General features: G+C 61.0%; 22 protein-coding genes and 1 pseudogene. 19 read left to right on the top strand and 4 right to left on the bottom strand.

The features are described 5' to 3' along the window. The first annotated feature begins 3 nt into the window (after nucleotides 1-3). The 4 genes from cbbX (at nucleotide 4) to gph (ending at nucleotide 2,971) form a co-directional block, all read left to right on the top strand. The gene (gene cbbX, locus AC0L2Y_RS21390) at nucleotides 4-942 is read left to right on the top strand and encodes a CbbX protein (RefSeq protein WP_473559261.1); all 939 of its coding nucleotides are present in this window, start codon (nucleotides 4-6) and stop codon (nucleotides 940-942) included. A gap of 63 nt (nucleotides 943-1,005) precedes the next feature. Continuing rightward, nucleotides 1,006-1,692: a ribulose-phosphate 3-epimerase gene (gene rpe, locus AC0L2Y_RS21385; protein ID WP_352492360.1), complete on the top strand. Its 687-nt coding sequence runs from the start codon at nucleotides 1,006-1,008 to the stop codon at nucleotides 1,690-1,692. Between the two features lie 23 nt (nucleotides 1,693-1,715). Beyond that, entirely contained in the window at nucleotides 1,716-2,273 is a 558-nt protein-coding gene (locus AC0L2Y_RS21380; RefSeq protein WP_473559259.1) for a thioredoxin family protein, read from the top strand. Further along, nucleotides 2,270-2,971, top strand: coding sequence for a phosphoglycolate phosphatase (gene gph, locus AC0L2Y_RS21375; RefSeq protein ID WP_473559257.1), 702 nt, complete (start codon nucleotides 2,270-2,272; stop codon nucleotides 2,969-2,971). The genes AC0L2Y_RS21380 and gph overlap by 4 nt, the downstream gene beginning before the upstream one ends. Before the next feature lie 61 nt (nucleotides 2,972-3,032). Here the strand turns inward: gph and AC0L2Y_RS21370 are convergent, their stop codons facing one another. Next, nucleotides 3,033-3,413, bottom strand: coding sequence for a c-type cytochrome (locus AC0L2Y_RS21370; RefSeq protein WP_473559255.1), 381 nt, complete (start codon nucleotides 3,411-3,413; stop codon nucleotides 3,033-3,035). A 367-nt stretch (nucleotides 3,414-3,780) separates the two neighbouring features. Here AC0L2Y_RS21370 and AC0L2Y_RS21365 point away from each other — a divergent pair, with 367 nt between their 5' ends. The 7 genes from AC0L2Y_RS21365 to AC0L2Y_RS21335 all read left to right on the top strand — a co-directional run bounded on the left by AC0L2Y_RS21365 (nucleotide 3,781) and on the right by AC0L2Y_RS21335 (nucleotide 8,432). Then, entirely contained in the window at nucleotides 3,781-3,990 is a 210-nt protein-coding gene (locus AC0L2Y_RS21365; protein ID WP_473559254.1) for a hypothetical protein, read from the top strand. A 43-nt stretch (nucleotides 3,991-4,033) separates the two neighbouring features. Then, complete coding sequence (locus AC0L2Y_RS21360) at nucleotides 4,034-5,020, top strand: ABC transporter substrate-binding protein (protein WP_473559253.1); 987 nt, start codon at nucleotides 4,034-4,036, stop codon at nucleotides 5,018-5,020. After that, a complete protein-coding gene (locus tag AC0L2Y_RS21355) occupies nucleotides 5,017-5,814 on the top strand; it encodes an ABC transporter permease (protein ID WP_473559252.1) in 798 nt (265 codons plus the stop codon). The genes AC0L2Y_RS21360 and AC0L2Y_RS21355 overlap by 4 nt, the downstream gene beginning before the upstream one ends. After that, nucleotides 5,783-6,523 carry an ABC transporter ATP-binding protein gene (locus AC0L2Y_RS21350; RefSeq protein WP_473559377.1) on the top strand — a complete coding sequence of 247 codons (741 nt, stop codon included), beginning with the start codon at nucleotides 5,783-5,785 and terminating at the stop codon, nucleotides 6,521-6,523. The genes AC0L2Y_RS21355 and AC0L2Y_RS21350 overlap by 32 nt, the downstream gene beginning before the upstream one ends. A 195-nt stretch (nucleotides 6,524-6,718) precedes the next feature. Beyond that, a complete protein-coding gene (locus tag AC0L2Y_RS21345) occupies nucleotides 6,719-7,243 on the top strand; it encodes an MBL fold metallo-hydrolase (protein ID WP_473559250.1) in 525 nt (174 codons plus the stop codon). Nucleotides 7,244-7,489: 246 nt separating this feature from the next. Then, nucleotides 7,490-8,179: a DUF899 family protein gene (locus AC0L2Y_RS21340; protein WP_473559248.1), complete on the top strand. Its 690-nt coding sequence runs from the start codon at nucleotides 7,490-7,492 to the stop codon at nucleotides 8,177-8,179. Continuing rightward, nucleotides 8,121-8,432: a thiosulfate oxidation carrier complex protein SoxZ gene (locus tag AC0L2Y_RS21335; protein WP_473559375.1), complete on the top strand. Its 312-nt coding sequence runs from the start codon at nucleotides 8,121-8,123 to the stop codon at nucleotides 8,430-8,432. The genes AC0L2Y_RS21340 and AC0L2Y_RS21335 overlap by 59 nt, the downstream gene beginning before the upstream one ends. Here AC0L2Y_RS21335 and AC0L2Y_RS21330 read toward each other — a convergent pair whose 3' ends face one another. Continuing rightward, nucleotides 8,433-8,786, bottom strand: a complete 354-nt coding sequence (locus tag AC0L2Y_RS21330; protein ID WP_473559247.1) for a hypothetical protein — start codon at nucleotides 8,784-8,786, stop codon at nucleotides 8,433-8,435. A 796-nt stretch (nucleotides 8,787-9,582) separates the two neighbouring features. Here AC0L2Y_RS21330 and AC0L2Y_RS21325 point away from each other — a divergent pair. The 8 genes and pseudogenes from AC0L2Y_RS21325 (at nucleotide 9,583) to pqqE (ending at nucleotide 17,012) form a co-directional block, all read left to right on the top strand. Next, the gene (locus tag AC0L2Y_RS21325) at nucleotides 9,583-11,358 is read left to right on the top strand and encodes a methanol/ethanol family PQQ-dependent dehydrogenase (protein ID WP_473559373.1); all 1,776 of its coding nucleotides are present in this window, start codon (nucleotides 9,583-9,585) and stop codon (nucleotides 11,356-11,358) included. 154 nt (nucleotides 11,359-11,512) lie between these two features. Next, the gene (locus tag AC0L2Y_RS21320; RefSeq protein ID WP_473559245.1) at nucleotides 11,513-12,037 is read left to right on the top strand and encodes a c-type cytochrome, methanol metabolism-related; all 525 of its coding nucleotides are present in this window, start codon (nucleotides 11,513-11,515) and stop codon (nucleotides 12,035-12,037) included. A gap of 1 nt (nucleotide 12,038) precedes the next feature. Then, on the top strand, nucleotides 12,039-12,902 hold the full coding sequence (locus tag AC0L2Y_RS21315; RefSeq protein WP_473559243.1) for a substrate-binding domain-containing protein: 864 nt from the start codon (nucleotides 12,039-12,041) through the stop codon (nucleotides 12,900-12,902). 67 nt (nucleotides 12,903-12,969) lie between these two features. Next, a pseudogene (locus AC0L2Y_RS21310) lies at nucleotides 12,970-13,496 on the top strand (PQQ-dependent catabolism-associated CXXCW motif protein). Nucleotides 13,497-13,907: 411 nt separating this feature from the next. Beyond that, a complete protein-coding gene (pqqB, locus tag AC0L2Y_RS21305; protein WP_473559241.1) occupies nucleotides 13,908-14,846 on the top strand; it encodes a pyrroloquinoline quinone biosynthesis protein PqqB in 939 nt (312 codons plus the stop codon). Next, nucleotides 14,843-15,601: a pyrroloquinoline-quinone synthase PqqC gene (gene pqqC, locus AC0L2Y_RS21300; RefSeq protein ID WP_473559240.1), complete on the top strand. Its 759-nt coding sequence runs from the start codon at nucleotides 14,843-14,845 to the stop codon at nucleotides 15,599-15,601. Before pqqB ends, pqqC begins: the two co-directional genes overlap by 4 nt. Then, on the top strand, nucleotides 15,598-15,894 hold the full coding sequence (gene pqqD, locus AC0L2Y_RS21295; RefSeq protein ID WP_473559238.1) for a pyrroloquinoline quinone biosynthesis peptide chaperone PqqD: 297 nt from the start codon (nucleotides 15,598-15,600) through the stop codon (nucleotides 15,892-15,894). The genes pqqC and pqqD overlap by 4 nt, the downstream gene beginning before the upstream one ends. After that, the gene (gene pqqE / locus AC0L2Y_RS21290) at nucleotides 15,891-17,012 is read left to right on the top strand and encodes a pyrroloquinoline quinone biosynthesis protein PqqE (RefSeq protein ID WP_473559236.1); all 1,122 of its coding nucleotides are present in this window, start codon (nucleotides 15,891-15,893) and stop codon (nucleotides 17,010-17,012) included. The genes pqqD and pqqE overlap by 4 nt, the downstream gene beginning before the upstream one ends. 22 nt (nucleotides 17,013-17,034) lie before the next feature. On the opposite strand, the gene fghA is transcribed toward pqqE, so the two are convergent. Beyond that, nucleotides 17,035-17,886, bottom strand: a complete 852-nt coding sequence (fghA, locus tag AC0L2Y_RS21285; protein WP_473559234.1) for an S-formylglutathione hydrolase — start codon at nucleotides 17,884-17,886, stop codon at nucleotides 17,035-17,037. Nucleotides 17,887-18,377: 491 nt separating this feature from the next. Beyond that, complete coding sequence (locus AC0L2Y_RS21280) at nucleotides 18,378-18,596, bottom strand: hypothetical protein (protein ID WP_473559232.1); 219 nt, start codon at nucleotides 18,594-18,596, stop codon at nucleotides 18,378-18,380. Nucleotides 18,597-18,821: the final 225 nt, after the last annotated feature.

Genomic DNA, 18,821 nt, shown 5'->3' with positions numbered 1-18,821 from the left:
ACCATGCTGGACACGATAGCAAAGGGCGCTGCCGCGCAGGGCGAATCGGTTGATCTGCAGGCCGAGTTCGAGGCATCCAACATCGACGAGGTGATGGAAAAGCTCGACCGCGAACTCGTTGCCCTGAAGCCCGTCAAGAACCGGATCCGCGAGATCGCCGCGCTGCTCCTGGTCGACCGGCTTCGCCGCAAGTTCGGGCTGATCTCGGGCGCGCCGACGCTGCACATGAACTTTACGGGAAATCCCGGTACGGGAAAGACCACCGTGGCGCTCAGAATGGCAGAAATCCTGCATCGTCTCGGCTATGTCCGCGAAGGGCACATGGTCGCGGTGACGCGCGACGATCTCGTCGGCCAGTATGTGGGCCACACCGCGCCCAAAACCCGCGAAGTGATCAAGCGCGCCATGGGCGGGGTGCTTTTCATCGACGAGGCCTACTATCTCTACAAGCCCGAGAACGAACGCGACTACGGCCAGGAATCGATCGAAATCCTGCTGCAATGCATGGAAAACAACCGTGACGATCTGGTTGTGATTCTTGCCGGCTACAAGGACAAGATGGACCGCTTCTTCGACAGCAATCCCGGCATGCGCTCGCGCATCGCCCATCACCTCGATTTTCCGGACTACGGGGTCAGCGAACTCAAATCGATCGCCGAGATCATGCTGGCGCAACAGAATTACCGTCTCAGCGAAGCGGCGGCTAAGGCGCTCGACGAGTATCTCCCGATCCGCATGCGGCTGCCGCATTTCTCCAACGCCCGCTCGGTCCGCAATAGCCTCGACCGGGCGCGGCTTCGCCAGGCCAGCCGGCTTTTCGCATCGCGCGACCGGGCGTTGACGAAAACCGACCTTATCACCATCGAGGAATCCGACATTCGCGGCAGCCGCGTATTCGCGGAAGGTAAGCTCGAAGGCGAACCGGAGACGAAGGTGCGCTGACAAGACGACGCCGGTTGGGTGTGCAGCGACCAGAAACGGACGACAGAATGGGAGCCGACGATCATGGATACCAAGACAATCATTGCGCCCTCGGTGCTTTCCGCGGACTTCTCACGGCTCGGCGACGAGGTCGAAGCGGTCGTCCGGGCAGGCGCCGACTGGATTCATCTCGACGTGATGGACGGCCATTTCGTGCCCAACATCACCTTCGGTCCGCCGGTGATCAAGGCGATCCGTGATCGAACGGACAAGATCTTCGACTGCCACCTGATGATCGCGCCGGCCGACGCCTATCTCGGCGCCTTCGCCGATGCCGGCTGCGACATCATCACAGTGCATGCCGAGGCCGGACCGCATCTCGACCGTTCGCTGCAGGCAATCAGAAACCTCGGCAAGAAGGCCGGCGTTTCGCTGAACCCCTCGACGCCAGAAAGCGTCATCGAATATGTGCTCGACCGGCTCGATCTGGTGCTTCTGATGACGGTCAATCCGGGCTTCGGCGGCCAGGCCTTCATTGCGGCGGTCGTCGATAAGGTCAGGCGGGTCAAGGCCCTAGTCGGCCATCGTCCGATCGACATAGAGATCGACGGCGGCGTCACGCCCGAAACCGCTCCGCTGGTCACCGCGGCCGGCGCCAATGTGCTGGTCGCCGGCTCTGCCATCTTTAGGGGTGGCACCGAGGCTGCCTATCGCGCCAATATCGGCGCCATCAGGCAGGCGGCCGACGGGGCGATCCGGAAAGCTGCATAAAACCGTTTCATCCGAGGGCAACTATGGCGGCAATTCCACCTGTCTGCGATTTCGGCTGGCGAGCCATCGACGCCGTTTTGCCTGGTGTCGACGGCACATCGCATTCGATCTTAAGCCATGCCGGCCCGAACGGGCTGGTCGTGGCCTTCATCTGCAATCACTGCCCCTATGTGAAGGCGGTGATTTCACGCATCGTCCGCGATGCCAACGACCTCAAGGCGCAAGGCATCGGCTTTGTCGCGATCAACTCAAACGATGCCGACGCCTACCCCGACGATTCCTTCGACAACATGAAGCGCTTCGCCATGACGAACGGCTTCACCTTCCCCTATCTCCACGACGAGCGCCAGACGGTGGCGCGCGCCTATGGAGCCGTTTGCACTCCGGATTTCTTCGGCCTCAACAGAGATTTGACGCTGCAATATCGCGGCCGGCTGGACGCGTCGCGACGCGACGCCGAATCGCCCGGGCTGAGGCGCGACCTGTTCGAGGCGATGAAGCAAATTGCCCGAACCGGCGACGGACCGCTTGACCAGATGGCGTCGATCGGCTGTTCGATCAAGTGGAAGGATGCTGCATGAACGTCGGCGCAGGCAGGCCGTTTCGCTCGCCGAAGGCGATCCTGTTCGATCTCGACGGCACACTGGTCGATTCGGCGCCTGATATAGCGGCCGCCGTCAACGAATTGCTGGCCGACCGCGATCTGCCGCCGCTGCGGCTGGATCAGGTCAAGGCCATGATCGGCGGCGGCATCAGGAAACTGGTCGAACGAGCCTTCGCGGCTTCCGGCACGCCGCTCCTCGGCAGCACGCTCGATGAGGCCAACCGCGTCATGGCGCCGATCTATCGCAGGAATCTGACCGGGCGCACGAGGCTGATGCCTGGCGTCAGGGAGGTTCTCACGCACTTGCATTTGAGCGGAATGGCCATGGGCGTGGTGACCAACAAGCCGCAGCTGGCGGCTCGTGAAATTCTGCTGCATTTTCGGCTGACGGATTATCTTGGCGCGATCGTCGGCGGAGACGCGGTGACATACTTGAAACCGGCGCCAGACGCGCTGTTGCTGGCGCTCGACCAGCTTGAGGTCGAGCCTCGTGACACGTTGATGGTCGGAGACAGCAGCGCCGACGTGGCCGCCGCCCGCGCCGCCGCCATGGCAGTCATTCTGCTGCGTGGCGGATACAGCCAAATTCCCGTTGAAGAGCTTGGCGCCGACCTCGTTTGCGACAGCCTGTTCGATCTGCCGTCCGCGATGCAGAGGCTGCAAGACGCTGCGTGACCCCAAGCGCAAGGCCCAGTCAACGCCGGCCGGGCGCAGTCCAATGGCCGGCGGTACCGCGTTATTTCGAGAATTGCTTCAGATAAGCAATGACGTTGGCGATGTCCTCGTCCTTCTTGAGGCCGGCAAACGCCATCTTGGTTCCCTTGACCATCGCCTTGGGATCGCGAAGGTAGGTCGTCAGTGTGGCTTCGTCCCATTTGACGCCGGACTTGCCGGCCTCGGTCATCGCCTTGGAATAGCTGAACCCCGGATGCGTCCCGGCCGTTCGGCCGATGACGCCATTCAAGGACGGACCGACCTTGTTCTGGTCCTTGTCGGCGACGTGGCAGATCTTGCATTTGGCGAAGACCTTCTCACCCGCCGCGGCATCCTGTGCCTGAGACTGGGTAGTGACAAAGGTGGCGACGGACACGGCGGCGAAAAATGCGACTGCGCGCATGGCATTTCCTCATTGATCGTGTGAGTGCCCTGGACACTTTACGCGTGTCGATGCCTTGATCGCCGGCATCCGTTTTTACGCGGGAGAGCGAACTATTCGTCCTTCCGCCCCGGGCCGGCAGCACCTGCACACCTCGAAAAGCTAGACTGCCGATGAAGGAAGTCAATCGTACAAAGGTCCTGTTTCGTTTCCCGACCGCGCGAAGGGGAAGTGTGTACCGACACGCGGTACACATCATTGACGCCTATTGGCCGAACGCGTAGCCTCACTCCAACCCGTTTCCTGTTTGGGCACCTTCAGGAAATCCGATGAAACTCCAAAGCACGAACTCTGGAGAGATCGCCGTACAGGCGACGATAGGTGCTAAATGGATATGGTCGATCTCATATTAACGGTGTGCCTGAGCGCCAATCCGGGCAATTGCCGAGATGAACACCTCTATTTCGAGAGCCGCGGCTCCCTGTTCCAATGCATGTTCCTGGCGCCCGCCGAGATCCCAAAATGGTCTCAGGAACATCCGAGTCTCAAGGTCGTGCGCTGGAAATGTGCCGTTCCGAGCAAGGAACGAGCGATTTGATCGACATTCCTGGTTCGTCGACGACCCTGAAAGAGGAGACGCGATGATGATTTCGCGGCGCATGATGCTACGCTTGGCGGCTCTTGGGGCCATCCTCGCCTCAAAGCCGTTTGCCGTCTTTGCGGCAGCCAAGGTCCGGATTGGTGTCCTGAAGTTCGGCACCGTGAGCTGGGAACTCGATACGCTGAAACGTCACAAGCTCGACGAGGCCAACAGGATCGATCTGGAAATTGTCTACTTCGCCGGGGAGGATGCGACCAACGTCGCGCTGCTGGCCGGCGCGATCGACATGATCGTGACCGACTGGCTGTGGGTCTCGCGCCAGCGCTCCGAGGGCGGCGACCTTACATTGGCCCCTTATTCGACCGCCGTGGGGGCAATCATGGTGAAGGAGGAATCGCCGATCCGGGCGCTCGCCGACCTCAAGGAAAAGAAAATCGGTGTCGCCGGCGGCCCGCTCGACAAGAGCTGGTTACTGGTCCAGGCGCTGGCCAGACGCGATCACGGCCTCGACCTGCCGACAGCCTGCGACGTCGTCTTTGGCGCGCCGCCGCTGATTTCTGAAAAGGCGATGCAGGGCGAACTCGATGCCGTGCTCAATTTCTGGCATTTCTGCGCCCGGCTCGAGGCCAACGGCTTTCGTCGGCTGATCGGCGCGGATGACGCGGCGAAAGCGCTTGGTGCCTCGGGCCCCGTATCGGCACTCGGCTACGTCTTCCACGACCAATGGGCGAACGACAATCCGGATGCCGCCCAGGGCTTCGTCAAGGCGTCCATGCAGGCCAAGGACTTGCTGGCCAGATCCGATGATGAATGGCTGCGCCTGGCGCCACTCATTCACGCAGAAGGCAAGGAGCTGGAAAAACTGCGTGACCGCTATCGCCAGGGCATCCCAAGACGGCCGGTCGCCGAAGAAGCGGCCGATGCGGGCAAACTCTATCACGTGCTGGCCGCGATAGGCGGCGAGAAGCTGGTTGGCAGGGCGCCCGAGATGGCGCCCGGCACGTTCTGGCCGGAACTCGCGAAATGACCGCAACGGAAGACAAGTCGGGTCGATCCGGCATTGCGACGCCGCTGACGCCAGCGCTGACGGTAACGGTTTCCCTGCTGGGACTTTGCCTGCTGTGGAGCCTCGCGGCCCATCTGTGGCAAAGCCGTGCTTTCCCCTCACCAGGGCAGGTCTGGCAGGTGCTGCTCAGGGAAGCGGCGAGCGGCGAGCTTTTTTATCATCTTGGCGCGACGCTCGGACGGGTTGCTGCGGCGTACGTCGTCGCAATGATCATCGGCTCCGTCATCGGTGTCATTCTCGGGAGCCACCGCGGTGCGGACCGATTCTTCAGTCCGTGGGTGGTCCTGTTTCTCAACATTCCCGCGCTGGTGGTCATCGTGCTCGCCTATATCTGGTTCGGCCTCAACGAGGCGGCGGCGATTGGCGCAGTTGCCGTCAACAAGATCCCGAACGTCGTGGTGACAATGCGCGAAGGCGCCAGGGCGTTTGATCCGCGTTATGCCGAAATGGCCGCCGTCTACCGCTTCGCCCCGCTCGAGCGCATCCGCCATGTCCTGCTGCCGCAACTGCAGCCCTATTTTGCCGCGGCCTCGCGGTCCGGCATCGCCCTCATATGGAAGATCGTCCTGGTGGTCGAACTGCTCGGCCGCTCCAATGGCGTCGGCTTCCAGATCTATCTTTATTTCCAGCTCTTCGACGTCGCCGCCGTTCTTGCCTACACGCTGGCTTTCGTGGCGGTGATGCTTGTCATCGAACTTGTCCTGGTGCAGCCCATTGAACGACATGCAACCCGTTGGCGCCGCCGTCCCGCTTAGGGTCGACATCGCCGAAAAAACCTTCAGGTCCGCGCAAGGCGTGTCGATCACGGCGCTTCAGGGTCTGTCCTTCGAGGTCCGGCAGGGCGAATTCGCTTGCCTGTTTGGGCCGTCGGGCTGCGGCAAAACCACGACGTTGCGCATCCTGCTTGGACTGGACAAGGACTTTTCCGGCTCTTTCCAACTGCCGCAGGGCGGCTCGAACCGCATCGCCGCCGTGTTCCAGGAGCCTACTTTGCTGCCGTGGCGGACGGTGGAGCAGAATGTCAGGCTGGCGCTGCCGAAAAGCCTAAGAGCGAACAGTCTCGACGAGCTGTTTGACACTCTCGGCCTCGCTGGCATGCGCTCGCTCTATCCGGCGGAGCTTTCGCTCGGCCTTGCGCGCAGGGCAGCGCTTGCCAGGGCCTTCGCCACCGAACCGGCGGTGCTTTTCCTGGACGAACCCTTCGCCTCCCTCGACGAACGGATGGCCGAGCGGCTTCGGCAATTGCTTTTGAGCGTCTGGTCGGCGCGGCCCACGACCGCCTTGATGGTAACGCACAATCTGCGCGAGGCACTGATGCTGTCGGACCGCATCATCGTGCTTGCGCAGCGCCCAGCCCATGTGCTCGGCATGTTCGACGTAAGAGTGCCGCGACAACATCGCAATCCACTGGTGATGAGCGACCTTTTGCGATCATTCCAGCAAAAATTTCCGGGTGTGGCCTGATCGCCTTGCCGTTCGGAATGCATATCGGAGAAGACATGCTTATCTGACAGCGTACGACGCAAGCTTGTGAACGGCTTCGCCTGCACCGCGGCCAGCGCCGCGATGCTGCCTTGTTGCCTCGGGCGGGCCGCTCTCGCCGCTAGGTCAGGAAAGTCGCCGACAACGTCTTTGTTTTTCCAGGGTGCGGATGAATTGATGAGCGCCGCCAACCAGGGCGCGATCTCGAACCTGGCCGTCGTCGTCAGGACTGACGCCGTTGCCGTCATCGACAGGGGCGGCAGCCTGATCGAGGCGCACGCCTTCATCGCCGCGGTCGGCAAAATAACCGCCAAGGCGGTTCGCTACCTGATCAACACTCACATGCACCCCGACCACGTCTTCGGCAACGCTGCGTTCCGGGAGATCGGCGCGACCATCGTCGGCCATCGACGGATCGCTGCTCGGCTGGCTCCGCCAGATGCACGCGCTCGCCGCGATCGCCGCCGCGCGGGCCGTGCCGAGTCACGGCCCGGCGCCGGCGGCTGGCCGGAGGCGCTGACGGCGGAGCGGCGCTATTTCGACATCCTGCCGCGCGACATTCGCAAGGCGATCGCGGAATGGTTGCCGCTCAGCGAGGCCATCAAGACCGCCGGCCAAAGCGAACGCGGCAATTGGCATCTGTTCGACGACTACAACGTGCGCAACGCGACAGCGGGTTTTGCCGAGCTCGAATGGGAATAAGCGACAACGACAATGCTGGGGGTGGCCGTTCGCAAATTTACCGGCCGTCGTCTGCTGCGCTACGATCGCTTCGAGGCGCGTTCCGTCGCGGGCTACTTGTGCCCGCCGGGCGAGCCAGGCTACCGTCCGCTTGCAGTGTCTGTGGTGCGACTAAGAGAGGTCGCGGAGGTTGTCGAGTTCGCGGGGCTGATGAGTTTCCGCTCCGACGCCATTTCAACAAGGATTAGGTCGAACATAGGAGGTCGGATGAAGGTCGCGACTGAGCAGGAGTGGCAGGCTGCCCGCAAGGAGCTGCTGGCGGCCGAGCAGGAGCTGGCAGCGCACGAACGGCGCGTGACTGAGCAACGGCGAGAGTTGCCCTGGGTGCCGGTCGAGAAGCACTACGCCTTCGCAACCGAGGAAGGGCCAAAGTCCTTGCCGCAGCTGTTCGATGGCCGCTCGCAGCTCCTCATTTACCACCTAATGTACGGAGAGGACTGGAAGACGGCGTGCCCGGGGTGCGCCTCGGTCGGCGATGGGCTGGGCGGCATGATCACGCACGTGAACGGCCGCGACGTGACGCTCATCGCGATGTCGCTGGCGCCGCTGGAGAAGCTGATGGCAACTAAGACACAGCGCGGGTGGACGATGCCCTACGTGTCGGGCTACGGCGACGACTTCCTGTTCGACTACGGCTTCGCATTCCGCCGGGAGGAGATGTCCGGAATCGCCCGCGACGAGTTCGACATGGGGCAGCTGCTCCGCGAGGCCCCGCAATGGCTGCAGGATTACCGGGACGATGTAGGTGCGCCGGACCTCCAGTCGGCCGTGTCGGTGAGCGCAGGGTGGAGCGTCTTCGCGATGGAGGACGGAGCGGTCTACAACACCTACCGCCGCTATCCGCCGCTGGTCGGGCCGCCGTACGCGCCGTTGCTCGAGTTCGTGCCAAAGCGGTGACACCCGGTATTTCATTCCCGCGCACTTCATCCACGAACTGTCGATCTCTCAAGGCGACCAGCCGATTCTCTTGATGGAGGGCGGAATATCGATTTCGGAGGATGCCAATTTCCGGTTCGATTTCACCGCGCACGGCAAAGGCGAAATCCGTGTCGAGGCGACAGACACGGATGGCAACATATTTCGCGGCCACTGGCCGATGGAAAACGGCGGGACTGTGAGGCGCACGGCCACGCGTACCCGTTCCGGCTGATTAAAAGCAACGTACGTCGGCTTCAGCCTGCGCGCGTTTCAGTTCGGTGCGCGCCGCCTTGGCTGGCGCGCTTTCGCGAAACAACCCTGCCGCCTCCCCTGTCGTCAACGACATGCTTTTGAAGGTCTCCGCCCTCTCATAGTGATCGTAAGGAAGGATCGAGGCGATAACATCGATCGAGCAGGAACAGCTTTCAAGCGCCTGACGTGTCTGGCCATTTGTTTGCATGCAGCCGAGCACGTAGTCGGCAATCGTTGCCGTCGGGTAGTCTCCCGCGGCGTTAGCCGAGTTCGCAAAGGCCAGCGACCCCGCAAAGGCCACCGCCAAGGTGAGAGATCCAACAGACCTTATCATGAGGAACCTCCAGTTGGCCTGGACACCATGCATCCAGACGGGATCATCGCTCCAATTTGGCGACGTGCCGCAATGCCCGTCAAGCTCCAATGGCCTGCGTATAGGACCAAAGGAGGAATGCCCCATCGGCCGTCAAGAGCCAGCTTCATGACCCGCTGCGCACCCTCCTTCACGCGTTCATTTCATGCTTCGCTCACTATCGGGAGCCAGCGAGATGCACGCATACTTACGCCGAGGTGCCCCGTAGAATATATCGAAATAAAGTCAAATGTGTATCACCTCGAGAATACGGGAATAATATGGTTGCTATATACATAGGAGCTGGCGGCCATCCTCTTATTAGTTTTTCACACGGCGCTTATTTTAATTGTTTCTAAATATTGCGGTGCAACATATCGATATTGCAGCGCAACGATGCATTGTAGGTTTTTGCTTGCCTGGTCTTTTACGATGACATAGTTTTTTCTTGTTTCCGGCTTCAAGAGCGCCACCGTTATCAGGGAGCGGCGGCAGTCTTTCGAAGACCAAGGGGGGCGGGCGGTATGGTGCCCTCTGCTTCGGGGTAGGTCGTGACAGCTGTCGGAAAATAACTTCCCAACATGAATTGCTTGGGCAAGCCCTTGTGGGGCTTGACGGTCGATTCTTCACTGTGAACCCGGGAGGATTTTGGATGCGTGTACTTGCGAAAACTACCTACATTCTGACGACCGCGGCGTTTTTATCGCTCGGCGCTGCCTATACGGCTTCGGCCAATGAAGACCTTGCAAAGCTCGCATCGGATGCGAAGAACTGGGCGATGCAGACGGGTGACTACGCCAACACCCGCTATTCCAAACTCAAGCAGATCACTGCCGACAATGTGAAGAACCTGCAGGTCAAATGGAGCTTTTCCACCGGCGTGCTGCGCGGTCACGAAGGCGGGCCGCTGGTCATCGGCGACGTGATGTATGTCCACACGCCTTTCCCAAACAACGTCTTTGCTCTCGATCTCAAGAACGACGGGAAGATCCTGTGGAAATACGAGCCCAAGCAGGACACGAACGTCATTCCGATCATGTGCTGCGACACGGTCAATCGTGGTGTTGCCTATGGTGACGGCAAGATCATTCTCAACCAGGCCGACACCACCGTCGTCGCGCTCGATGCCAAGACCGGCAAGGTCGTCTGGTCTGTCAAGAACGGCGACCAGACCGACGGCGGAAAGGGCGAATCCGGCACGTCGGCACCCGTGGTCATCAAGGACAAGGTGCTCGTGGGAGTTTCCGGTGCTGAATTCGGTGTTCGCGGCTGGCTGGCCGCCTACAACCTGAAAGACGGCAAGCTCGCCTGGAAAGCCTATTCGGAAGGTCCTGATGCAGACACCCTTCTCGATCCCGAGAAGACGACCCATCTTGGCAAGCCTGTCGGAAAGGATTCCGGCACCAACACCTGGGAAGGCGAACAGTGGAAGACGGGCGGCGGCACGACATGGGGATGGTATTCCTATGATCCCAAGCTGAACCTGGTCTATTACGGCACCGGCAATCCCTCGACGTGGAACCCGGTCCAGCGCCCGGGTGACAATCGCTGGTCCATGACAATCATGGCTCGCGATGCGGATACCGGTGTTGCCAAATGGCTCTACCAAATGACCCCGCATGATGAGTGGGACTATGACGGCATCAACGAGATGATTCTCGTCGATGGCATGGAGGTCAATGGCGCCAAGCACGACGTGCTGGTGCATTTCGACCGCAACGGCTTTGCCTACACCATGGATCGAGCCACCGGCGAACTTCTCGTCGCCAAGAAATACGATCCGGCAGTGAACTGGGCGACGGAAGTCAACATGGATCCCAAGAGCGACCAGTATGGCCGCCCGCAGGTGGTAGCCAAGTATTCGACCCAGCAGAACGGCGAAGACACCAACTCGACCGGTATCTGCCCGGCCGCGCTTGGAACCAAGGACCAGCAGCCGGCCGCCTACTCGCCGAAGACCGGGTTGTTCTACGTGCCGACCAACCATGTCTGCATGGACTATGAGCCTTACAAAGTGAGCTACACCGCCGGTCAGCCCTATGTGGGCGCCACCGTGTCGATGTATGCGGCGCCTGGCGGTGACGGCAACATGGGCAACTTCATTGCCTGGGATGCAGCCAAGGGTGAGATCGTCTGGTCGAAGCCCGAGCAGTTCTCGGTGTGGTCGGGCGCATTGGCGACAGATGGCGACGTCGTCTTCTACGGTACCCTCGAAGGCTACATCAAGGCGGTCGATAAGGACGGCAAGGAGCTCTACAAGTTCAAGACCCCGTCCGGCATCATCGGCAACATCACGACCTACGAGCATGACGGCAAGCAGTACATCGCCGTTCTGTCCGGCGTCGGTGGATGGGCCGGTATCGGTCTGGCAGGTGGGCTGCTTTCGCCCGACAACGCCGCTGCCTGGCATGGGGCCGTTGATCAGGGCCGTGCGCAGGGCGACCAGGCCGCAGTCGTTGGAACCGCTGGTCTGGGTGCCGTCGGCGGTTACGCGGCACTTGCGGACTATACGACGCTGGGCGGCCAGCTCACCGTCTTCGGCCTCCCGGACTGATAACCCGGAGGAGCCTAACGACCAGGTTCGAAAACGAGAGCCCGGGCCACCCGAAGCCGGGAACCGGGCTCTCGATTGCGCCGCGCACCCAACACCGATCAATGCCGCTGCACGACGGCAGCCAGGGTTTCTGGCAAACGAAGGAAGAGTCTGAATGATCGTTCGCATTGCAGTTTCCGCTCTCGCCCTGGTCCTGCTGCCTCTGGCCAGCTCAAGTCTGGTACGGGCCGAAGACAGCATGGAAAAAGCCAAGGCGGTGAAGCAAGAAGGAGGCAAATATCTAGATGCGGACGGAAATCCGACCTACAAGATCGAAAACGGAACCGTCGATTGGTACACCTTCAGCGGGTACCGCCGGTATCACTCGGATTGCCATGTCTGTCACGGACAGGACGCCACAGGTTCGAGCTATGCGCCTGCCCTGGCTAACAGCCTGAAGAACATGGATTACGCCACGTTCCTGTCGATCGTCGCCGAGGGCCGCAAGAATGTCGGCGGCGGCAAGGAAAATGTCATGCCTGCCTTTGGCGACAACAAGAACGTCTATTGTTACCTGGACGATCTCTACGTCTATCTGCGCGCGCGCGCCGATGGCGCCGCACCCCGCGGCAGGCCGCCCAAGCACGAAAACAAGTCCCAGGCAGCCAAGGATGCCGAAGCATCCTGCATGGGTGGATGATATGACCGGCTGCACTGCATCGAAGCTACGCATCGTTCTGTCGATCCTCGGCGCGCTCGCCTTGCTGCCGTCGAATGTTCTGGCACAAAATGCCGGGCTTGGCGCGGCGGGAGAACTGGTCGATCCCGACAATCTGCGCGTCTGCGCAGATCCCTCGAACATGCCCTTTACCGACAAGAACGGCCAAGGCTTCGAAAACAAGCTGGCTGAACTGGTTGCCAAGAAGACGGGGCGGAAATCAGTCGCTTACACGTGGTTTCCCACTGTCACCGGCTTTGTGCGCAACACGCTTGGGGCCAACCGATGCGACATCATCATGGGCTACGCCCAAGGTGATGAACTGGTGCAGAACACCAATGCCTACTACCGCTCCGCCTATGTGCTCGTCTACCCGAAAGGCAACGGTATCGAAGGCGTCGAGACGATCGAAGACCCGAAACTTTCCGGCAAGAGAATCGGCGTCGTCGAAAGCACGCCGCCAACCGCCAACATGGCCGCCAACAAGCTTCTGCGGACCGCCAAGATCTACCCGCTGGCGGTGGATACTCGCGTCACCCCTTCCATGGGGGAGGTTATGATCAAGGACATGCTCGCCGGCAAGATCGACGCGGCGGTCCTGTGGGGCCCGATGGCGGGCTACTATGCCAGGGAACTCGGAGCCGACGTCACGATCGTTCCGCTGCTGAAGGAAAAAACCGGCTCGCGCATGTCTTATCGCATCACCATGGGCGTACGCCCGTCCGACCAGGAATGGAAGCGGACGCTCAACCGGGTGATCAGGGAAAACCAGGCGGAGATCATCAAGATCCTGCTCGGCTACAACGTGCCGCTGATCGACGAGCATGACAATCCGATCACGCAATAGTTGGGATGGGCCCGGCGGAGGCCAGAATGTGGCAGGTGATGAACGGAAGGAAGTGGTGTTGCTGCTCATGATGGGCCTCCTGGGCATTACGGAGCCGGCATGGGCAGGCGGGGTTGACGAGCCCGCCGGCTACCGGCTGGACGAATATCGGGCACCCGTGCCGGACACGCCGCAGCGGGCGACAGTGGTGACCACGGAAGAGGCGGAAGCGCTGTGGCGAGGGAAAAAGGCAGTCTTCTTCGACGTGTTGCCGAACACGCCGAGGCCGACCAATCTGCCGGCAGGAACGATATGGAGAGACAAGGTCAGAAAGGACATTCCAGGCAGCATATGGCTGGCCAACGTGGGATACGACGCTATTTCGGAGGAGACCGCCAGCTACTTTCGCCACGGCCTGGCAGCCGCGGCCGGCACCGACAAATCGCGCGCTATTCTGTTCTATTGCAGACGAATTGCTGGATGTCGTGGAATGCCGCGAAACGGGAAGTCGAGGGGGGCTACAGTTCAGTGATCTGGCATCCGCTCGGCGCATATGGCTGGGAAGGTGCAAGTCTTCCGCTGGAGGAGAAGAAACCCTACGCGATGAACAATTGAAGAAAGACCACAGCTACTTTCGATTTCTTTTTTGACTTTTTAAAACCTATTGATTCATTTGTCCATTTTGAAACCTGATGGACGAGCCATTGCTTCGGTGCCCTGCAATGGTTGACTAACGACAGCATCGGCCCTTCGGGCTGGTAGAAGAGGAGAAGTGTTATGAAGAAGAGCTGGACAAAACCGACCATGTGCCAGGTTGCTGCGGGCTTTGAAATTTCGCGGTATCTGCCTGCTGAAATTACTCCCAAGAAGTAGGCCGCAGAGGTGCGTGTCCCTGGCAACGGGGGCACGCATCCCCTTGCCGCATGGGATTTTCGTGAAAGAGTTTGAGGCACGCAGAGCGGGCGGGACGTTTTTTGCGACTGCAAATTGGCTGCTGGTCAGAGAAGCCGCGGGGCGGGCGTTTTCATGCGCTTGAGAATCATCGGATCGGCTGCCGGCGGTGGCTTTCCGCAATGGAACTGCAATTATCGTCTGAGCCGTGCGGCTCGCACCGGGGTAGCTGGCGTGCATCCACGAACCCAATCGAGTGTCGCCGTGTCGGCGGATGGGCTCGGCTGGGTTCTGTTCAACGCCTCGCCCGACATTCGCCAGCAGATGGCGGCAACGCCTGAATTGCAGCCCGCGCACGATGCGCCGCTGCGCTCGACACCTATTCGCGCGGTGGTGCTGACCAATGCCGATGTCGATCATGTCGCCGGCCTGCTCAGCCTGCGTGAGCGGCAGCCTTTCGCTATCTATGCAACGACACAGGTTCTGGCGACGCTGGAGGCGAATTCGATTTTTAATGTCCTCGATCCGGCGCTCGTGCCGCGACGCATCTTGCCGCCTGCGCAAGAACTGTCGATCTGCGATGCAGACGGCCACGACACCGGGGTGGCTGTCGAGAGCTTTCCCGTGCCCGGGAAGATTGCCCTCTATCTCGAAGAAAAAGGCCAGCCGGATGCCAATTTCAGCTCCGATGCCGGCGACACGATCGGCGTTCGTATCGCCAGTGCCGACAGTCGCGGCTCCGTCTTCTACATCCCCGGCTGCGCCCGCATCGATGCGACCCTGCGCAGGCGTCTAGCCGATGCCGCATGCCTTCTGTTCGACGGCACGGTCTTCACCGACGACGAGATGATTGCTGCCGGCGTCGGCCAAAAGACCGGTGCGCGGATGGGGCATCTGGCAATGTCGGGAGACGCGGGATCGATCGCCGGCTTGGCCGATGTGAGGATCGGCCGCCGTGTCTTTGTCCACATCAACAACACCAACCCTGTTCTGGACGAGAATTCTGCCGAACACGCAGCAGTCGAAGCGGCTGGCTGGGAAGTGGCCCGCGACGGGATGGAGATGGACCTTTGAGTGATTTCCGCGACGCGGCCAAGAACGGCCTGTCCTCCAGCGAGCTCGAAGCCGTGCTGCGGCAGGTCGGTGCCGAGCGCTATCACAACCGCCATCCTTTCCATCACAGGATGACCAGCGGCGCGCTGTCGAGGACCGAGATGCAGGCTTGGGCGCTGAACCGTTATTGTTATCAGGCTGTCATTCCGCGCAAGGATGCCATGATTCTCGCGCATGCCGAGGATCCGGCGTTTCGCGCCGCCTGGCGCAAACGCATCGAGGATCATGACGGCGAGGACGGCTGGAGCGGCGGTATTGCGCGCTGGTTGCACGTGGCGACCTCGCTCGGTCTCGATGCCGACGCGGTGAAGAGCGAGAGGCTGGCCCTGCCGGCGACACGTTTTGCGGTTGGCGCTTACCTCTCCTTTTGCACGAACCGGACCCTGCTGGAGGCGGTCGCGTCGTCGCTGACCGAGATGTTCTCGCCGCTCATCATCGGCGAGCGGGTACCGGCGATGCTGGCCAGATACGATTATATCACCGAGGATACGCTCGCCTATTTCACCCGACGGCCCGAACAGGCCTCGCGCGACGCCGACTTCGCGCTCGCCTATGTGCTCGAACATGCCGACACGGCCGAACGCCAGCAGCAGGCGATCGATGCACTGGTGTTCAAATGCGATATACTGTGGACCATGCTTGACGCGCTTCAACACGCTTATGGCGAGCCGGGCAATATCCCGCCCGGCGCCTTCCGTCCGGAGGCAGCCCAATGATGGCACTGCGCGAAAGAGCCGTGGTGTCGCCGCAGTCGGTTCCATCGCTGCCGAAGCACGTGCGCATACAGTATGACCCCGTGCGCCAGGCGTTCGCCGTGCTTTCGCCCGAGAAGGTATTCTGGCCAAACGACATCAGCCTCGACATATTGCGCCGCTGCGATGGGCGGTCCACCGTCGGCCACATCATTGCCGACCTTGCAGCGGTTTATGACGCCGAACAGGAGGCTGTGGCCGCCGACGTCGTCGCCTTCCTGCAGGAATGGTCTGACAAGCTGCTGGTGAAGCTATGAGCGAGCCCCTCCTCCCTCCTATCGGCATGCTGGCGGAACTGACGCATCGCTGCCCGCTGCAATGCCCTTATTGCTCCAATCCGCTCGAATTGCTGAAGGCCAATCGCGAACTCGATACCCAGAGCTGGCTCGACCTGTTCTCGCAGGCGGCCGACCTTGGCGTTCTCCAGGTGCATCTGTCCGGCGGTGAACCGACGCTGCGTCGCGATCTCGAGCAATTGATCGCCGGGCTTTCGGCGCGCGGCGTCTACACCAACCTGATCACCGCGGGTGTCGGCATTGCGGATGGCCGCATCGAGGCATTTGCCGAAGCCGGGCTCGACCATCTGCAACTGAGCTTTCAGGGCGCACGGCCGGCGACCACCGAGCGCATCGGCAATCACAGGGGCAGCCACGAAAAGAAGCTGGAAACCGCACGCCACGCTCGCGCGGCCGGCTTGCCGCTTACCATCAACGCGCCTATCCATCGCCACAATATCGAGGAGGTACCGGAATTCATCGATCTCGCCCTTTCGCTGGGTGCGGAGCGTCTTGAGATCGCCAACGTGCAGTACGCCGGCTGGGCGCTGACCAATCGCGATCAACTGATGCCCGAGCGTGCTGCCGTCGACCGCCAGGCGGAGATCGTCGCGGCGGCGCGCGAACGGCTCACCGGCATCATGAACATCGATTTCGTCACGCCGGATTATTTCGCCATCTATCCCAAGCCGTGCATGGGCGGCTGGGCGCGCGACGCCTTCATGGTGACGCCGGACGGCACTGTGCTGCCATGCCATGCCGCCCAGACCATCCCGTCGCTCAGTTTTGAGCGTTTTGGACCACGCAGCCTGGCCGCGATATGGACCGATTCCCCGGCATTTAACGCCTTTAGAGGCACGGACTGGATGCAGGAGCCCTGCCGCAACTGCGAGCGGCGCGAGATCGACTGGGGCGGCTGCCGCTGCCAGGCGATGGCAATCGCCGGCGATGCCGCCGCGACGGACCCAGCTTGCGCGAAATCGCCGATCCATGCGCGCATGGCAATGCTGATCGACGAAGCCCAGCGCGCTGCGACGGTTCCTTCGAGCGACGCACCATTCGTCTACCGGCGTATCGGCGTCGTCACCGAGCCCGCCTGACTGCCGACCTATTCCTACTGCCCTACCCTCGTGAAAGCCGTTCGGCATGCCACGTCATATGGTCATGCATGAAGGTCGAAATGAAAAAATAGGAGTGATCGTATTCGTCCTGCATCCGCAATTTCAACGGGATGCCTGCCTTGGAGCAGGCGTCTTCGAGCAGCCAAGGCCTGAGGCCCTCCTGAAGGAAACCGTCTGACGTTCCCTGATCGACCAGGAATTCCGGGAAACGGTGTCCATCCTCGATGAGCGAAGTGGCATCGTAGCGCCGCCACGAGGCCTCATCCAGGCCGAGATATTTTTCGAAAGCTGGCTTCGACCAGCCGGCTGTGCTTGGCTGCACGATCGGCGCAAAGGCCGAGCAACTTCTGAAACGCGTGGGATTGTTCAGTGCGATCGTCAGCGCACCGTGCCCGCCCATCGAATGGCCGAAGATCGACTGGCGTGCCATATCGGCGGGAAATTCGCGCCCGATCACGGCTGGCAGCTCCTCGACGATATAGGAATACATGCGATAGTTCTTGGCATACGGCTCTTGCGTCGCGTCGAGGTAGAAGCCGGCGCCGCTGCCGAACTGCCAATTGTCCTTTTCATCGGGAATGTCGGCACCACGCGGGCTGGTATCGGGACAGACGACGATCAAGCCAAGTTCGGCGGCCATTCGTCTGTATTCGCCTTTTTCCATTACATTCGCATGGGTGCAGGTGAGCCCGGAGAGGTACCACACCACGGGGCAACGGCTTTCCCGTGCCTGCGGAGGCACGAAAATGGCAAACGTCATTTCGCACGAGCAGCTCGTCGAGAGATGAGAGTAAACATGCTGGGCGCCGCCATGCGACTTGGCAGTCGAGACGAGTTTCGGGTGCTCTGGCATATATTCTTCTCCACCAATCTTAGCCGCCGACCGTAGGCTCTACGACATCGAGGGTAATCGCGGCAACCTTGGTGGCCGGCCGGCATGCAGGGTTCTTGTTCGCAGTCGGGGATGACCTGCCTTGGCCGACGGTTTTGGCAACGAGCCGCCATTCGCTGGCGCTGCGTTGCCCAACGTCTTTCGCAACCATACGGGCCCAGGCTGGGGCGCCCGTTGGCGATGCTGGCTACAGCAAGGACGCAGTGCGCAGGGGATCGGCGATGCCTTCCGGGACACCGAACTCTGCGCAAATGCACTTGCCATGGCTTTCAGCGGCGACAGCCGCTTCGACGCGGCTATGGCGGACTATCGGCGACAGCGCGACAACACTCGCTGCCGATGCAAGAGTTCACCTGCCAACTCGCAGCGATGCCTCGTTCAGATGCAGCAACATCGCAGAGGCACCCAACGCATGACACCACGTTCCGATTTCGCCACCCCTGAGCCGACGGCTATCCCCGACGGTCGAAAGCAACGGACAGGCCCAGGGCAGTTGCTGCCTCGACGATCGCCTCGGTTAGCTCTTCGTCGGATGCGACGAGATGAGGGGCGGCTTGCCGTGTCGCGTTTAGTGTCGCTGTGATCGAGATGGTGTCACCACGATCCTCCCTATTGAGGACTGCGGCGATTGCTTGCTCTACTACCGGACTGACCCTCTGCACCTTGCTCATCCAACCCTCCCCGTATGCGGCCCAGGGTGATGGTAATCTATCCACGGTTGTATTCAATTCGATGTATGAAACGTACAGATCGGCTGGACCGTGATGGCCAAAGACCTCTAGTTTTGATGGCATTCGATCGGGTTTCTCAGCAGGTTGCTCGCACGCTGCGGAGCCATGGCAATTTGCCAGGTTCGTATGTGAGCCCGGCCCAGGAGCTGGGCTCGGCCCACGTGC

It is taken from the genome of Mesorhizobium sp. WSM4830 (genome assembly GCF_055811495.1).
This window is presented reverse-complemented; position numbering and strand designations above follow the sequence as displayed.

What these genes read in the sequence shown, in the direction of transcription:
- cbbX (WP_473559261.1), top strand. Translation starts at nt 4, where the DNA reads ATGCTGGACACGATAGCAAAGGGCGCTGCCGCGCAGGGCGAATCGGTT.
- rpe (WP_352492360.1), top strand. Translation starts at nt 1,006, where the DNA reads ATGGATACCAAGACAATCATTGCGCCCTCGGTGCTTTCCGCGGACTTC.
- AC0L2Y_RS21380 (WP_473559259.1), top strand. Translation starts at nt 1,716, where the DNA reads ATGGCGGCAATTCCACCTGTCTGCGATTTCGGCTGGCGAGCCATCGAC.
- gph (WP_473559257.1), top strand. Translation starts at nt 2,270, where the DNA reads ATGAACGTCGGCGCAGGCAGGCCGTTTCGCTCGCCGAAGGCGATCCTG.
- AC0L2Y_RS21370 (WP_473559255.1), bottom strand. Translation starts at nt 3,413, where the DNA reads ATGCGCGCAGTCGCATTTTTCGCCGCCGTGTCCGTCGCCACCTTTGTC.
- AC0L2Y_RS21365 (WP_473559254.1), top strand. Translation starts at nt 3,781, where the DNA reads ATGGATATGGTCGATCTCATATTAACGGTGTGCCTGAGCGCCAATCCG.
- AC0L2Y_RS21360 (WP_473559253.1), top strand. Translation starts at nt 4,034, where the DNA reads ATGATGATTTCGCGGCGCATGATGCTACGCTTGGCGGCTCTTGGGGCC.
- AC0L2Y_RS21355 (WP_473559252.1), top strand. Translation starts at nt 5,017, where the DNA reads ATGACCGCAACGGAAGACAAGTCGGGTCGATCCGGCATTGCGACGCCG.
- AC0L2Y_RS21350 (WP_473559377.1), top strand. Translation starts at nt 5,783, where the DNA reads ATGCAACCCGTTGGCGCCGCCGTCCCGCTTAGGGTCGACATCGCCGAA.
- AC0L2Y_RS21345 (WP_473559250.1), top strand. Translation starts at nt 6,719, where the DNA reads ATGAGCGCCGCCAACCAGGGCGCGATCTCGAACCTGGCCGTCGTCGTC.
- AC0L2Y_RS21340 (WP_473559248.1), top strand. Translation starts at nt 7,490, where the DNA reads ATGAAGGTCGCGACTGAGCAGGAGTGGCAGGCTGCCCGCAAGGAGCTG.
- AC0L2Y_RS21330 (WP_473559247.1), bottom strand. Translation starts at nt 8,786, where the DNA reads ATGATAAGGTCTGTTGGATCTCTCACCTTGGCGGTGGCCTTTGCGGGG.
- AC0L2Y_RS21325 (WP_473559373.1), top strand. Translation starts at nt 9,583, where the DNA reads ATGCAGACGGGTGACTACGCCAACACCCGCTATTCCAAACTCAAGCAG.
- AC0L2Y_RS21320 (WP_473559245.1), top strand. Translation starts at nt 11,513, where the DNA reads ATGATCGTTCGCATTGCAGTTTCCGCTCTCGCCCTGGTCCTGCTGCCT.
- AC0L2Y_RS21315 (WP_473559243.1), top strand. Translation starts at nt 12,039, where the DNA reads ATGACCGGCTGCACTGCATCGAAGCTACGCATCGTTCTGTCGATCCTC.
- pqqB (WP_473559241.1), top strand. Translation starts at nt 13,908, where the DNA reads ATGCGCTTGAGAATCATCGGATCGGCTGCCGGCGGTGGCTTTCCGCAA.
- pqqD (WP_473559238.1), top strand. Translation starts at nt 15,598, where the DNA reads ATGATGGCACTGCGCGAAAGAGCCGTGGTGTCGCCGCAGTCGGTTCCA.
- pqqE (WP_473559236.1), top strand. Translation starts at nt 15,891, where the DNA reads ATGAGCGAGCCCCTCCTCCCTCCTATCGGCATGCTGGCGGAACTGACG.
- fghA (WP_473559234.1), bottom strand. Translation starts at nt 17,886, where the DNA reads ATGCCAGAGCACCCGAAACTCGTCTCGACTGCCAAGTCGCATGGCGGC.
- AC0L2Y_RS21280 (WP_473559232.1), bottom strand. Translation starts at nt 18,596, where the DNA reads ATGAGCAAGGTGCAGAGGGTCAGTCCGGTAGTAGAGCAAGCAATCGCC.